11 protein-coding genes, 1 pseudogene, 1 riboswitch and 1 other annotated feature are annotated in these 14,517 nt (G+C 31.8%); of the genes and pseudogenes, 10 read left to right on the top strand and 2 right to left on the bottom strand.

Going from position 1 to position 14,517, the window contains the following annotated elements:
- The first annotated feature begins 261 nt into the window (after nucleotides 1-261).
- The 8 genes and pseudogenes from FH036_RS04225 (at nucleotide 262) to FH036_RS04190 (ending at nucleotide 9,185) form a co-directional block, all read left to right on the top strand.
- Nucleotides 262-861, top strand: coding sequence for an undecaprenyl-diphosphatase (locus FH036_RS04225; protein WP_001104981.1), 600 nt, complete (start codon nucleotides 262-264; stop codon nucleotides 859-861).
- A gap of 311 nt (nucleotides 862-1,172) precedes the next feature.
- A complete protein-coding gene (locus FH036_RS04220) occupies nucleotides 1,173-3,311 on the top strand; it encodes a penicillin-binding protein (protein ID WP_139895395.1) in 2,139 nt (712 codons plus the stop codon).
- A 69-nt stretch (nucleotides 3,312-3,380) separates the two neighbouring features.
- Nucleotides 3,381-4,070: pseudogene (locus FH036_RS04215) on the top strand (SDR family NAD(P)-dependent oxidoreductase); the annotation flags it as partial.
- 54 nt (nucleotides 4,071-4,124) lie between these two features.
- Nucleotides 4,125-4,383 (top strand) — a binding site (T-box leader).
- Between the two features lie 65 nt (nucleotides 4,384-4,448).
- Nucleotides 4,449-5,687 carry an MFS transporter gene (locus FH036_RS04210; protein WP_044792278.1) on the top strand — a complete coding sequence of 413 codons (1,239 nt, stop codon included), beginning with the start codon at nucleotides 4,449-4,451 and terminating at the stop codon, nucleotides 5,685-5,687.
- A gap of 111 nt (nucleotides 5,688-5,798) precedes the next feature.
- Nucleotides 5,799-6,821, top strand: coding sequence for a serine hydrolase domain-containing protein (locus FH036_RS04205; RefSeq protein WP_044792276.1), 1,023 nt, complete (start codon nucleotides 5,799-5,801; stop codon nucleotides 6,819-6,821).
- A 4-nt stretch (nucleotides 6,822-6,825) separates the two neighbouring features.
- Entirely contained in the window at nucleotides 6,826-7,419 is a 594-nt protein-coding gene (locus tag FH036_RS04200; protein ID WP_044792275.1) for a GNAT family N-acetyltransferase, read from the top strand.
- Nucleotides 7,420-7,672: 253 nt separating this feature from the next.
- Nucleotides 7,673-8,179 (top strand): DUF3189 family protein, encoded by a 507-nt coding sequence (locus FH036_RS04195; RefSeq protein ID WP_044792273.1) that lies wholly within the window; start codon nucleotides 7,673-7,675, stop codon nucleotides 8,177-8,179.
- Between the two features lie 199 nt (nucleotides 8,180-8,378).
- On the top strand, nucleotides 8,379-9,185 hold the full coding sequence (locus tag FH036_RS04190) for a DegV family protein (RefSeq protein WP_000831948.1): 807 nt from the start codon (nucleotides 8,379-8,381) through the stop codon (nucleotides 9,183-9,185).
- Between the two features lie 118 nt (nucleotides 9,186-9,303).
- Here the strand turns inward: FH036_RS04190 and FH036_RS04185 are convergent, their stop codons facing one another.
- Nucleotides 9,304-9,876 (bottom strand): DJ-1/PfpI family protein, encoded by a 573-nt coding sequence (locus tag FH036_RS04185; protein ID WP_000684452.1) that lies wholly within the window; start codon nucleotides 9,874-9,876, stop codon nucleotides 9,304-9,306.
- Between the two features lie 528 nt (nucleotides 9,877-10,404).
- Here FH036_RS04185 and FH036_RS04180 point away from each other — a divergent pair.
- Both FH036_RS04180 and FH036_RS04175 read left to right on the top strand, forming a co-directional pair.
- Complete coding sequence (locus FH036_RS04180) at nucleotides 10,405-11,352, top strand: DUF7018 domain-containing (lipo)protein (protein WP_139895394.1); 948 nt, start codon at nucleotides 10,405-10,407, stop codon at nucleotides 11,350-11,352.
- A gap of 399 nt (nucleotides 11,353-11,751) precedes the next feature.
- Nucleotides 11,752-12,969 carry a MerR family transcriptional regulator gene (locus FH036_RS04175; RefSeq protein WP_139895462.1) on the top strand — a complete coding sequence of 406 codons (1,218 nt, stop codon included), beginning with the start codon at nucleotides 11,752-11,754 and terminating at the stop codon, nucleotides 12,967-12,969.
- 87 nt (nucleotides 12,970-13,056) lie between these two features.
- Here FH036_RS04175 and FH036_RS04170 read toward each other — a convergent pair whose 3' ends face one another.
- Complete coding sequence (locus FH036_RS04170) at nucleotides 13,057-14,241, bottom strand: MFS transporter (RefSeq protein ID WP_139895393.1); 1,185 nt, start codon at nucleotides 14,239-14,241, stop codon at nucleotides 13,057-13,059.
- Nucleotides 14,242-14,299: 58 nt separating this feature from the next.
- Nucleotides 14,300-14,399, bottom strand: a riboswitch (purine riboswitch).
- Nucleotides 14,400-14,517: the final 118 nt, after the last annotated feature.

Raw genomic sequence — 14,517 nt, 5'->3', positions numbered from 1 at the left:
AAATATGATTTAATAACCTATGTTTTTATATGTATATGTTATGTAATATATACACTTGTAGTTAGTGGGTTATATGATTTTAAAGGTTTTTCCATCATATATATTTTTAATGCGTGTAAATAGTTACATAATTGTCAAATGAAAAATAGTAACATGAATAAAGTGAAAATCTAAATGTGTGTAAATGTTGTATACTGTGTAAATCAAGTAAACTTGTATCTTAATTTCAAGCGAAATAAGAAATTATAAGGAGAGAGTAATTTGAATTACGCAGTATTTCAATGGATAAACAATTTAGCAGGTACATCTGTACTCTTAGATAAGGTAATGATTGCTATTACAAATAGTGCTGCATATGTGGCTATTCTATTCATGCTTATCTTATGGTTTCATAACGGAAAGAAAGAGAATGCGATAAGAAAACAATATACAGTGTTGTATACGACACTTTCAGTAATAATTGCATTGCTAGTAAATGTTTTTATTCATTTAGTATACTATCATCCACGTCCTTTTGTATCATATGATGTGAATCAATTAGTACCCCATGCAGAAAACTCATCCTTTGTTAGTGATCATTCTGTACTTGTATTATCGATTGCATTCATGTTTATTCTTAGAGGAGAAAAGTTAAGATATGTTGCACTTTTGTGGGCAGTATTAGTTTGTATATCACGTTTGTATGTAGGTGTTCATTTTCCTTTAGATGTAATGGGTGCGGCTGTAATAACGATTTTAACAAGCTGTTTATTATTGCAGAAAAAACGTATATTTGAACCAATAGCAAAACTTGTTTTCAAAATGTATGCATTCGTAGCGAAACGAATTCGTTTTTTAGAGAAATATAACCATGTAGCTTAAATTTCATAACTAGCCTTTTATAGCTTAGGAGAAAATCCCCCTTTGGAAATTCAGAGGAGGATTTTTTGTTGTATACAAGTGAATAGATTACTTGCAATAACAATTTGAGTGTTATGCAAAAGGAATGAATATTCTTAAATTTCACGTACTGTATTTTAAGTATTTAAATAACTGACAATAACTATAACTAGTTTCACACTGTTTTAAAGGAATTCATACGAAAACTTCGAAACATATAGTATTGAAAGTAAAAATTACATATTTTAAAGCACATCCTTGCATGTATCAATTAAAAAAGAAAGGAGCGAAATATGCATAAACTTCAAACGAATAAAGGCGCGCGGTATTTTATGATTGCTTTTATTGTTTTGTTTCTTATTATGCTTTTGCGTTTTTTCTATATTCAAGCAGTAGGAGTCGTGCATAATGTGAATGTAAAGGATTTAGCAAATGAACAACATAATAAAAATGGTGTTTTGGAAGCGAATCGTGGTACGATTTATGATCAAACTGGAAAAGTGCTCGTTCAAGATTCAACAACGTATCGTGTTGTTGTGAATTTGAAAGGTAATGGCAAATTGAAAAATAAAGATGAAACCGCAGCGCAATTAGCTGATGCGCTTGAAATTAATAAAGAAGATGTGTTAAAGAATTTCCATGAAGGGCGTACGCAAGTTGAAATCGGAAAAGTTGGCCGGAATTTGTCTCGGGAAAAGAAAGAACAAATTAAAAAATTGAAAATCCCAGGTGTTTCTTTTATGCCTGAGAAAGCAAGAGTGTATCCAAATGAAGATTTTGCATCTTATATACTTGGTTTTGCTAGACCAGACGATAAAGGAAATACAGAAGGGAAGTTTGGACTTGAAAAAAGTTTAGATAAATATTTGCGCTCGACAAATGGGAATATAGAATATGTGGGAGCGCGAGGAGGTATCCCGCTTACAAATGATATAGGAAAAATAGAACCCGCTAAACATGGAAATAACGTATATCTTACGCTCGATAAACAAATTAATAGTTTTTTAGAAGAAGCGATGAATAAGGCGCAAGAGCATTATGACCCTTCTATGCTAGTAGGTATTATAGCGGATCCCAAGACGGGGAAAGTTTTAGCTATGTCTAGTAAACCTAGTTTTAATCCTAATAAAGGGGATATTGAATACTTTTTAAATGATCCAATCGCAAATGCATATGAACCAGGTTCAACGATGAAAGTATTTACGTTAGCTGCTGCAATCAATGAAGGTGTATATAACGGGAAAGAATATTTTCAATCCGGCAAGTATTCAGTAGGTTCAGCGGATATAAAAGATCATAATGGTGGGTTTGGATGGGGATCTATAACATTTGATGAAGGTTTTGAAAGGTCATCAAACGTAGCTTTTTCTATTTTAGAAGATCAGTTATTAAAACCAAATAAATTTAAGCAATATATGAATAAATTTGGTTTTAACCAAAAAACGGGAATAGATTTACCTGGTGAAAGTAAAAATACTTTATTATTAAATACACAAATTCAACAAGTAACAACTTCTTTCGGACAAGGTTCTACAGTAACTCCAATTCAATTAATCCAAGCTGCAACCGCTATAGCAAATGACGGGAAAATGATGCAACCATATATCGTTGACAAAGTTGTAAATCCAACAAATAAGCAAGTTATTATGGAAAATCAACCGAAAGAAGTTGGCAATCCGATAAAAAAAGAGACTGCGGACAAGGTAAGAGACTTAATGGAGCGTGTTATTACGTCTTCAAAAGGTACAGGTACAATGTATAAAGTGGATGGTTATCCAATAGGAGGTAAGACAGGAACAGCGCAAATTCCGAATCCTGAAAATGGACGATATATGGAAGGAAAAGAAAATTATATTTTTTCATTTTTAGGTATGGCTCCAATTGATGATCCGGAGTTAATTGTATACTTGGCAATTAAACAACCAAAGTTAAAGGGAGACGAGTATGGAGCTCAGCCGCTTGCTGAAATATTTAAACCAGTTGTGAAAAATAGCCTTGAATATTTAAAGGTGAAACCATACACAGAAAAACAAATGGCCGATGCAACGAAAAAATCCCAATTAAAAGTGCAAAACTATGTGAATCAATCCATAGATACGGTAGAGAATAAGGTGAAAAAAGAGAAACTCCAGCCGATAATTTTAGGAGAAAGAAAAATAAAAAAACAATATCCGCAGTCTGGTGAAGTAATGAGTGAAGGTGATCGTATATTTTTATTAGGAAACAACGGAACAATGCCCAATTTACAAGGTTGGTCAATGCGTGATGTTATGTATTTTTCTAAACTATTAAAATTAGATTTAAAAACTTCAGGTACGGGATATGTAACAAATCAAAGTATTGAAAAAGGACAAGCTATACAAGAAGGCGATGCATTAGAACTAAAATTAGAACCACCGTTACAACCGTTAGCAGAGGCAAATACAAATTAATTCAGGAAATATGAAGGGTCTATATATAATAGACTCTTTTTTTTAATGATTCAAGTAATTTCACGCACCGTAATTTTTATAAAAAATAATAATCAACTAGCTAGGTTTGAATATTTAGATGTTACTAACGCTGAATCCGTAGAGGAACTTATTATAAAAATAGTTAATGAGTTTGGTAGAATTGATTATATGTTTAATAATGCTGGAATTGCTATGTATGGAGAAGTATTCGATATGTCTTTAGATAATTGGAAACATATTATTGAAATAAATTTATTAGGAGTAATTTACGGGACACAATTGGCTTACCAATTCATGAAAAAACAAGGATTTGGTCATATCATTAATACTGCGTCTGCAACAGGTTTAGGACCTGCTCCACTTTGTACCGCGTACGCAACAACAAAACATGCTATCGTCGGTTTAACAACGTCATTACATTATGAGGCAGAAGAATACGGTGTAAATGTAAGTGTACTTTGTCCAACTTTTGTAGATACACCCATATTTGAAAAATCAATTGCAATTCATATGAATAAGGGCCAAATTATAAAACAACTAAAAACAAATAAGCCGATTTCAGCAGACAAGTTTGCTGAAATTGCACTGAAAGCTATTCATAAAAATAAATTAGTTATATGTCCAATGCCGTTTAAAAAAACAATGGACGTATTCTTTACCTTATTTCCTTATCTTCATAAAAAGCTAATGCGTTTCATATGCCGAATTGGTCGAAAAGCAAAAATGACCCAACTATAAATATCTGATTATTTTTTATTTACAGTTAAATACAAATGTGATAATATGGAAAAATCAAATGCAGTGAAGAGAAGAGTAAATAAAATGAATTTTTCACAGAGAGCTCCATTTAGCTGAAAAGGAGTAAAAATTCTTTATTGAACCAAGCCTCTGAGCAGCGCATCGGAACCTATAATTAGGGGGTGGTGTGACGGGAGCTCCCGTTATAGAGCTATGGTATAAGCATGAATTAGAATGCAGTACCAGATAAGGTTAATATGGTGACATATTAACAAACTAGGGTGGCACCGCGATGATAAATCTCGTCCCTAAGACTAAAAGTCTTGGGGGTGGGATTTTTTTATTGGTTTAAAACACTTTGGAAAGCGGGGGCCTAAAATGAAAAACGTACTTAAAGATTGGAAATATCCTTTATTACTACTGTCCGGGGTTGGTATTGCAAATTTAGGGGCATGGATTTACTTAATAGCACTGAATGTACTTGTCTATAATATGGGCGGCTCAGCCCTAGCTGTTGCTACTTTATATGTAATTAAACCATTAGCTACTCTATTTACAAACGCTTGGTCAGGAAGTATGATTGATCGTTTAAATAAACGGAAATTAATGATTCACCTCGATATATATCGCGCGGTATGTATCGCTATTTTACCTTTACTTCCATCACTTTGGATCGTTTATGTATTTGTATTCTTTATTAGTATGGCAAATGCAATGTATGAGCCAACTGCGATGACGTATATGACGAAATTAATACCAGTTGAACAAAGACAACGTTTCAACTCATTGCGTAGTTTAATAGGGTCTGGTGCCTCTGTAATTGGTCCATCGATAGCGGGAGCATTGTTAATAGCAAGTACACCAGAGTTTGCTATATATATGAATGCTATAGCATTTCTTTTATCAGGAGTAATTACATTGCTGCTACCTAATCTTGATAAAAAATCTGATAGTCATACATCAAATGACACATTATCTTTAGCTGTACTAAAAAAAGATTGGAACATCGTTTTAAATTTTAGTAAAAAATCTTTGTATATTGTTTTCGTGTACTTCTTATTCCAAGGGATGATGGTGTTAGTTGCCGCAAATGATTCACTTGAATTGTCATTTGCGAAAGAAGTTTTATTGTTAACAGATAGTGAATATGGCTTTTTAGTTAGTATTGCTGGAGCTGGATTTATTTTAGGAGCAATTACAAATACAATTTTATCAAAAAAACTAATACCTTCATTGTTAATTGGGATAGGATCATTATTCATTGCAATCGGTTATATAATTTATGCTTTTTCAAATGAGTTTTTAATAGCTGCTATCGGATTTTTTATTTTATCTTTCTCTATGGCATATGCAAATACAGGGTTTAATACCTTTTATCAAAATAATGTCCCTGTCCATATAATGGGACGGATTGGGAGCATATATGGATTATTTATTGCAGGTATCACCATTTTAATTACGATTTTGTTTGGAGTTGCCACTCAATTTATTTCTATACAACTTGTGGTTATTGTAGGTTCTTTAGTAATGTTATTGATTACTATCATCTTGTGTGTGTTTACTTTATTGCCATCACATTCTAAAGTGCATTCTTCTGAGTCAATACATTCGAAATAATTCTCTTAGTTTTGATTTGAATCTTACGATGTTCAATAGGAGGGTTATCCCTCCTATATATGGAAATATAAAAAAGGAGAACAAAATTGATAAACGAGGGTGATTTTTGTAATGAAAACAAAAAATCAAATAGATAACATTGTAAAAGAAACAGATCGTCATATAGATTTCTCTGGGGTAATTTTAGTGAAAGAAAAAAAGGGCATAGTTTATGAAGAAGCGTTTGGTTATGCAAATCGAAATGAGTGTATAAACAATACGCTACAAACTAGGTTTGGAATTGCCTCCGGCTGTAAAATATTCACAGCAATTGGCATTTGTCAACTTGTTGAAAGAGGTGTAATTACTTTTCATACAAAGTTAAAAGATTGTTTAAGTATTAAATTTTCAAATTTCAATGAAGATATTACAATACATCACCTTCTGACACATAGTTCGGGTATTCCGGATTATTTTGATGAAAGTATTTTGGGTAACTTTGAGGATCTTTGGAAAGAAACTCCTATGTATCTATTAAAAAATTTAAAAGACTTTTTACCATTATTTCAAAACAGAGATATGATGTTTGCGCCTGGAAGTAAGTTTCACTACAACAATGCTGGTTTTATCATACTGGGGTTAATAATCGAAGAACAGACAGGACTTAAATTTACGGAGTATATAGAAACAAATATATTTAAACTAATTGGTATGAATGATTCTGGCTATTTTTCTTTAGATAGATTACCAAAGCAGACAGCTCTCGGATATATAAAAGATGAAATTAGCCAGACATGGAGAACAAATGCTTACTCTATTCCGATAAAAGGTGGTTCTGATGGTGGAGCTTTTATTACTGCGCCAGACATGATGAAGTTTTGGGAAGCGTTATTTAACTATGAAATCATAAGCCAAGAATATACAAAAATACTTTTAACTCCTCACATCCAAGTAAATAGTTATCAATCTTACGGCTATGGAATATGGATTGAAATAAGAGAAAACAAGATATTCAAATATCATGTAATGGGATATGATCCAGGCGTCAGTTTTCGCTCGGCCGTATATCCAGACTTAGAGATTACATTAGTTATTCCGTCAAATAAAGGAGCAGGACCCGAAAAATTAATGATAGAAATAGAAGGAGCTTTTTAATTATATGGATATAGAAATTAGATCGTATAGAAAAGAGGATGAAACCGGTTGGGTACGTTGCCGTGTGTTATCTTTTCTAGATACAGCATATTACGATAATGTATTTAGAGAGAAAGAAAAATATGAAAATCCTGCTATTGAATTAGTAGCTGTATATGAAAATCAAATTGTGGGTTTAATAGATATTGAATACGAATTAGAAGAACGTACAGTTTGTTCAAGAGGGACAGGTCTTGGCGGTATGATTTGGCATATTGCAGTTCATCCGGATTTCCGTAGAATGAAAATTGGTAATCAACTATTAAAGGAAGCGGAGAAGTTAGCGAATGAACGTAACCTAAATCGCCTAGAAGCATGGACTAGGGATAATCTATGGGTACATGGATGGTATGAAAAGAACGGTTTTGTAAACGTAGACTCCTATTTACACGTATATAGCGATCATACTGACGAGATGAAAGGTGTAATGAAAAGTAATATAGATCAGTTATATCCAGTTCAAACATTTGCTCATTATACAGGTGAAAATAAAGAAGAGATAAGAAAACAATTTAAACGGGTTCATGATTGTTTTTGTTTTGAAAAGTATTTTAATTAACAATTCATACTGGTTTAAGAATATATTTATTTTGAATAAAAATGATAAAAGACGTACGAGTCAAAAGTACGTCTTTTTACTTTATAAATAAGCTTATGGCTATTACATGGTGTAACATAATAAATAGACAATAGTATAATTGGAAATGAATAATACATTAATAAAAAAGTATAAATACATTCATCCCTTGTTTATCAATGCTGTGAACGGTAATACTAAATAACATTGAACTTTTATAACAAGGGATGATTATATGATATTCATTTACACGGATTTCGGCGGAACGCATTCAACTGCACTTGCAGCAGCTTATCATTTAAATAAATTACCAATGGATCGTAAGCTAACAAAAGAAGAAATATTAAATGTGGATTACTTTAATAAATTGAAAACTGAAGATATGGGGAAAATTATTTTTCATGGAGTAGATGAAAATGGTAACCCGGTTTATACGATTGGATGCGGCGCATCAAAAATCGTTGTACCTGCGATGAAGCATTTAGGAGAGATTCTGCAAAAACATTATCAAAGTCATGAAAAGATTGTTTTTTCTAATACATCACCAACAGTACCTTTACCAATGACTTTTGGCGGTCTGTTTTCTAGAAGGTTTCACATCGACTTTATCGGTGTACCATTACTCGTATGGGGTGCAAAACTTAGCTGTGATAATGTACAAAGACTTGTTAGTTATACGAAAGAAGCCGGACGATTAACAAATGATTATGTTGTGATTTTAGATAATGAAACTTTTAAATAACGTAAGATAAAAGGAAAATCAAGCAAATTTCTTGATTTTCTTTTTAATTTGTGAAAAAGACAAGAAATATTCACATTTATCATCTATCTACTATAGCCAAAACAATAAAGTCCTGTTACTATTACAGGGATATTCTCTTTTCATAACATAAATATATAGAAAAATTAGAAAAGAGGAATTGAATTAAGGGAGGAACAACATGAAGCGTGTTGCTTGGATTACTGATAGTACAACTGCGAGTTTTACAACAGAAGGAGATAACTTTGTTATCCCAATTGAAGTTATTATTGATGGTGTGTCGTACAAAGATTGTGAAGAAGGTGTGCGTGAGCGCGTTTATAATGCTTTAAACGAAGGTAAAACTGTCACTACATCACAACCTAACATAGGGGAAATGGTAGAGTTATTTTCGAAATGCAAAGAAGAATATGAAGAAGGATTTGCAGTTGCTATTAGCGGAAAAGTAAGTGGAACCTATCAAAATATGAAGTTAGCTGCAGAAATGGCAGGTTTCCCATTAACGGTATTAGATAGTGAAACAACAAGTTATCCAATGGACGAACTAATTAGAAAAGCAAAATCGTTATACAATGATGGTATGACTTTACAAGATATACACAAAACATTAGTAGATGAAAAAAGAAGACCTTTCCACGTATTCCCGAAAAGTTTAAAAGGCCTTTATGCAAGTGGACGTGTAAAGGGAGTTCAATTTTTACTTGGAAGTTTATTAAGTGTCAACTTAATATTAGAAGTAAAAGGCGGAGAGCTTTTACTTGAAAAGAAAGTTCGTAAAATCCAAAAATGTCGAGAATACATTAAAAATGAACTTGAAAAAGAATTACCAAAAGTACTTCACATGTTTCATGCTAACGATAAAGATGGAGCTGAAGAATGGATTTCAGATATTAGACAAGCATTCCCTGAAATGGATTTCAAATTATATCCATTACCAATTTCATTTGCGGTACATGCAGGTGAAGGTACAATAGCAATTAGTTATTAAGAAGAAAACCTGTGAATAATTCACGGGTTTTTTATTTGAAAATGGGGACACACCATGTCTACATTAAGCAAAAGAATTCATTTTATCGTTTCGAGGACTAACGGATCACTCGACTTGATTAAAAATATAAACCTTTGCCTACTGGTTGAACAGTTTCTAGTACGATTTCAACCATTTCTTCATTAATTAGAGTTCTTATAATCCAAGCTGAGAGTTCTTGAGCAGCAAAACAACCCGCAGCAGTTGAAATGTTTCCTTCGTTTACGAAACTTTTTTCAATAACGTCTACACCAAATTCTTTAAGTTGTTCTACTGCAGATGGATATGTAGTTGCTTTTTTTCCAACTAGCAATTTTTTAGCTCCTAATAGTAGTGAACCAGAACACATAGATCCTATTAATTGTCTTTGAGGATCTACATGAATGCTATTAATATATTCTTGGTTTTTATATAAATCTTGTACACCTTTACCGCTTGCAAATATTACAGCGTCAGCAGAAGGAAGATCAGATATACTTGCTGTCATGGGAATACGTAAGCCAGACATGGATATATGAGTTTTTTCCGTTCCTAAAAGCTGGACATCCCAATTAGAAATACCGCCAACTAAACGTACACGATTTAATAAATCCCATGGTAGGAAAACATCAATATCAGTAAAGTTATCGAAACAGACTATTGCAATTTTCATTTTCTAATCCCTCATTCCGTATGTATGTCCCCTTATTTATAATATAAACTTCTCCTTTTTATGTTCTATATTACGTTATAAATTCCTGTATATTCCATGCGTATGAAAAAGATATTAGCGGTTTTAAACTTCTCTAACATAAAAATAATAAAAATTTTCCTGGGTTTCTATCGATTTGTTGTACTCAACTAAAGTTTGTAACAATAACTCGTAAGTATTTGCAGATGAGAATCTTTAAAATTATCGAGGAAATAGATGTAATTCATCATACACACAACTAGAAATAAAAGCGTCATCCTTTTTTATACATTGACAGATATAAACACGTTTTTTCATTTTTAGGGGGGGATTATATAAATAGCGAGCAATTAATAAACCCTATAATTTTTGTAAAATAATTTTGACGTTTTTATTTTTTCACTATAAAATAATATTCGTTCATCCAAATTTAACCAACAGTATATAAAAAGATATATCTTTTTATATGCTTAGGTATGTATGTTTTAGTTTTAAGGGGGAAGGGTTAATATGAAAGTAAAGAAACTAGTTACGCTTGCAGTACCATTTATGCTATTAGTAGGTTGTGGATCGGAGAAAACAGATGCAAAACCGAATGAAAAAGTGGAATCAAAAGGAGAAACAAAAGAGAAGTTATCGAAAGACAAATATCCTGAGCGTATAACCGCTATATCTACTGAATTCTTGCAGAAAGTCACTGAAATGTCTGAAATAGCAAAAGATAGAACAACCAGTGATAAAGAAGTATCTATGAAAATATTAGCACAATTAAAGGATATACAGAAAACCATTAAGAAGTTTGATACTATTGAACCGCCAGTAGAGTATCAAGAAGCTCATAAAGACATATTAAAAGCAGTAGATTGTTATAAAGAATCATATTCGATTCAAGAAGAAATTTTAACATCGGATAAGAAAACAGACGAGAAAATACTTAAGGATAAAGCAGATAGGTCAAAAGAGTTAGTAAAAAAAGGTTCTGAACTTTGGGCATCCGGTTACAAACCAATTCAAGATGCGATAGTAGGTAAATCGAATGAAAATAAGGATAACTCAGAATCTAAAACTGACAGTCCGTCAACTTCTGATACTTCTACTTTTAGTAATAAAGATGTGCAACTATCAATAAGTGGTAAAGAGTTAGTAGGAGAATGGGGTAGCTATGAAGGTTCTGAATTCATTAAAGCAGTTGAGTTCCGTGAGGATGGTACATATATCGCTTATGATGACAAAGGTAAAACACCTTATGAGCAAAACCACATGGAAGGAAGTTGGTACTATACTCAAGAAAAAAAACAAGTTTCTTTAACAGCGAAAGAAGTTGTAAAAGATGGGAATAAGATTGATACAAGTCAGTTAAAGGTAGCAATAGACTACAATGTTGAGTCATTTAAAGATGGTTCGTTCAAGATGACAGACGTAAAGGGAAACAGTCTACAAGCAGTAAAACGTAAGTAATTTATGCTATTTGATTATAATTAATTCAAAAAAGACATTTACTTTTTCAGTAAGTGCCTTTTTTATATTAAGAAATAAATCTGCTTTCTCTTTAATTTTATAAAGCTAAAATAACTATGAACAGTATTTCCTCTTATTCCTTTTAAGAATTTTAACCTTTCCATTTTAGCATCTCATGTCCTATAAGTAGTAACACTGCTCCAATGGTTAAATACAAATAATGTTATGGTGTCCGTATATATGGAAATTTAATTAAACAAAAGGATTATACACCTATAAAATAAGTGACATTCAAATATCCCATACATAACGTAAATAATGTTGTTTAAAAAGTTTAAAGGTTTTTTTAATATAAAAATAGAAATCTGTATAAAAAAATATATAAATGGTAGTGATACAATGAAAATAGGTAAATTTGGAGAATTAAATAACATAAGTATTGATACAATAAGACATTACATGGATCTTGGTCTCATTATTCCTGAAAAAAAGGGAAGGCACTATTTTTTTGACGAGTATTGTCAAACCGATTTAGAGCTTATATTACAATACAAAGAGCTAGGATTTAGCTTGAATGAAATTAAAGAACTATTTTTTTATAAAAATTTAGCGAAATCTATGAATTACGAAAAAGATACTTTTTACCAATCTTTATTTAAACTGAAATATGACAAGGTGGAACAGGAAATAAAACTTTTGGAGAAGAAACGGGATAAATTAAAAGAAGTGTTACATGATTTATTATTAACAAATGAAACTTCCAATACAATGATAGGGATAGATTTAAGTGTACTACATTTACTGACATGTTCTAAGTGTAGCAAAAAATTAATTCTTCAAGATGGAATTATTAATAACAATCAAATTATTGAAGGAAAGTTAATTTGTAATTGTGGAGAAGAATACATTATTACTTTAGGAATTATATCTGCTGGTAAATTATTTAAAGCAAATGAGCAAACGTCACTTGAAAATATTATTTCGGATTATATTCATGAAACTGATAATGCATATTTGGAAAATATGCATAGAGAAGGGGAATGGGCGAAAAAGAAACTAATACATTTAGATTTAAATAACAAATTAATACTAGATATAGGATCAGGACTTGGGTTCTTTTTGAGGAGCATTTATGAAGAACTACCCGAAGATTGCCTATATATCGCAGTGGATCGAGATTTCAATAAACTTTTATTTTTAAAAGATGTATTAGCGAGAAAAAATCCGAGAAGAAATATTCTCTTTATCTGTGCGGATTTTTTGAACATCCCTATTCAAAATCGGTCAGTAGATATTGTAATTGATCACTCTGGTACGAGCAATTATAGTTTTGAGCATGAGAATTTTTTACTTCACGAATTAAATCCACTTTTTAAAACGGATTGTTATTTATTAAGTTTATTTATTTTATTTAAAAATTTCAGCTTAAATAGCCAAATTACAAATAACTTTCGAGCAAATTTTACACGTTCAAAAGTAACAAAAGAAATCCAAAATCTACAGTTTCAATTCATAGATGAAAGTACTTCAAATTATTTGAAACGAGGTGGAAAGTACGAGGATTTCTTTGTTCAAGGAGAAGAGATTTATACATATTCATTTTTCGGAAAAAGATAAGATTAACCTCAACATAAAAAGTCTGGCTATAAAACCGGACTTTTTATGTTGATTTATACTTTTTTTGATTAAAAGAAAAGGAGAATGTTAATCTACATATTTAGCACTTACATGACAGTCTCTTGTCGGTATATGTCTAGTAAGAGAAAAGATAGCCAAACCTAAAGATAATAAAACTAGAGATCCACCAACCCAGGCCATATTGGCGACATTATGTACTTGTTTTAATGCTATACCTCCAACTGCAGAGCCGAGTGAAATTCCTATTTGTAGGGCTGAATTATTAAAACTTTGCTGTATATCTGACGTATCTGGGGCAGTTTGGATTAAATAACTTTGTTGAGGTGGTGCAAGCCCCCAACTCAAAGCAGCCCAAACTATCATAACAGGAATAAACAGGATAATAGAAACTGCCGTGAATGGTAATATAAATAAGATTAGAGCAAATAAAGTAATAACTATCACAATACTTTTTGGAGCGCCTATTTTATCTGATAAAACACCACCGAACGCTCCGCCACTTACTGCAGCTATACCAAACACTAAATAAAATATGCTAATCCAATAAGGGCTTAGGTGAAACTTATCTTCTAAAAAAGGAGTAAAATAAGCATATAAAGTATAGTGTCCCGCTAACATAAACATGGTAGCTAGATGAGCAGCGCCTAGTTTTGGACTACACACGGCCTTTAATTGAATAGATAGAGGAGTTCGGTTTTCCTCTCCAGGTATTTTCTCTAAAAATACTGAGATTAAGATGATGGATCCCAATGATAAAATAGCAATACATAAAAAAATAACTCTCCAGCCAAATGTGTTTGAAATTAAAATCCCTAGTGGTACTCCTAGAACAAGTGAAGAGCTAATACCCATATAAATTAATCCTAATGCTTTTGCTCGGTAAGAGGGATGAACAATCTTTGCTGCAATTGTAAGGGAAAGTACTACAACTAAAGCTGTACTCATAGCAGTTAAAATTCTTGCTATCATCATAAAAGTAAAGTTTGGACTGAAATACGTAAGTATATTACCAATTAGAAAAATATAAAGTGAAATAACATACAATTTTTTTCTTTCCACTTTACTTGTGAAAATTAATAATGCAGGACCTGCTATTGCATAAGTAAAGGCGAAAATTGTAATTAATTGCCCAGCGGAACTTAATGAAACATTAAAATCTTTAGCGATGTCTGGCAATATTCCTCCAACAATAAGCTCTACAAGTCCTACTGCTATTGTTGCTAGAGCTAATATAAATACTTTGAAATTCATTTTATGTATTCCCTTCTCGTCATTATTTACCGTAGAACAAAAAAACTCCTGACTACAAACGCTATAATACGCATTTTGTAGTCAGGAGTTATTGGTTCCTGGTAGAGACCCCCAAGCCATATTCTTGGAGTTATACATGATTCTCATATGTAATTAATCAATGTAATAGAAGATACCATATTAAATTCTATATTTCAATAAAAAATTTTGTATTTGTACACGTAATCCTATTATTTATTTTTACCAACATAGAGAACGACAAAAATCTTTAGTTGA

Origin of the sequence: Bacillus sp. CD3-5 (assembly GCF_006349665.1) — a bacterium.
Taxonomy (GTDB): domain Bacteria; phylum Bacillota; class Bacilli; order Bacillales; family Bacillaceae_G; genus Bacillus_A; species Bacillus_A paranthracis.
Note: the sequence above shows the minus strand (reverse complement) of the source record. Positions and strands in the feature narration are given on the sequence as shown.

What these genes read in the sequence shown, in the direction of transcription:
- FH036_RS04210 (WP_044792278.1), top strand. Translation starts at nt 4,449, where the DNA reads ATGAAAAACGTACTTAAAGATTGGAAATATCCTTTATTACTACTGTCC.
- FH036_RS04190 (WP_000831948.1), top strand. Translation starts at nt 8,379, where the DNA reads ATGAAGCGTGTTGCTTGGATTACTGATAGTACAACTGCGAGTTTTACA.
- FH036_RS04200 (WP_044792275.1), top strand. Translation starts at nt 6,826, where the DNA reads ATGGATATAGAAATTAGATCGTATAGAAAAGAGGATGAAACCGGTTGG.
- FH036_RS04175 (WP_139895462.1), top strand. Translation starts at nt 11,752, where the DNA reads ATGAAAATAGGTAAATTTGGAGAATTAAATAACATAAGTATTGATACA.
- FH036_RS04220 (WP_139895395.1), top strand. Translation starts at nt 1,173, where the DNA reads ATGCATAAACTTCAAACGAATAAAGGCGCGCGGTATTTTATGATTGCT.
- FH036_RS04185 (WP_000684452.1), bottom strand. Translation starts at nt 9,876, where the DNA reads ATGAAAATTGCAATAGTCTGTTTCGATAACTTTACTGATATTGATGTT.
- FH036_RS04170 (WP_139895393.1), bottom strand. Translation starts at nt 14,241, where the DNA reads ATGAATTTCAAAGTATTTATATTAGCTCTAGCAACAATAGCAGTAGGA.
- FH036_RS04205 (WP_044792276.1), top strand. Translation starts at nt 5,799, where the DNA reads ATGAAAACAAAAAATCAAATAGATAACATTGTAAAAGAAACAGATCGT.
- FH036_RS04195 (WP_044792273.1), top strand. Translation starts at nt 7,673, where the DNA reads ATGATATTCATTTACACGGATTTCGGCGGAACGCATTCAACTGCACTT.
- FH036_RS04180 (WP_139895394.1), top strand. Translation starts at nt 10,405, where the DNA reads ATGAAAGTAAAGAAACTAGTTACGCTTGCAGTACCATTTATGCTATTA.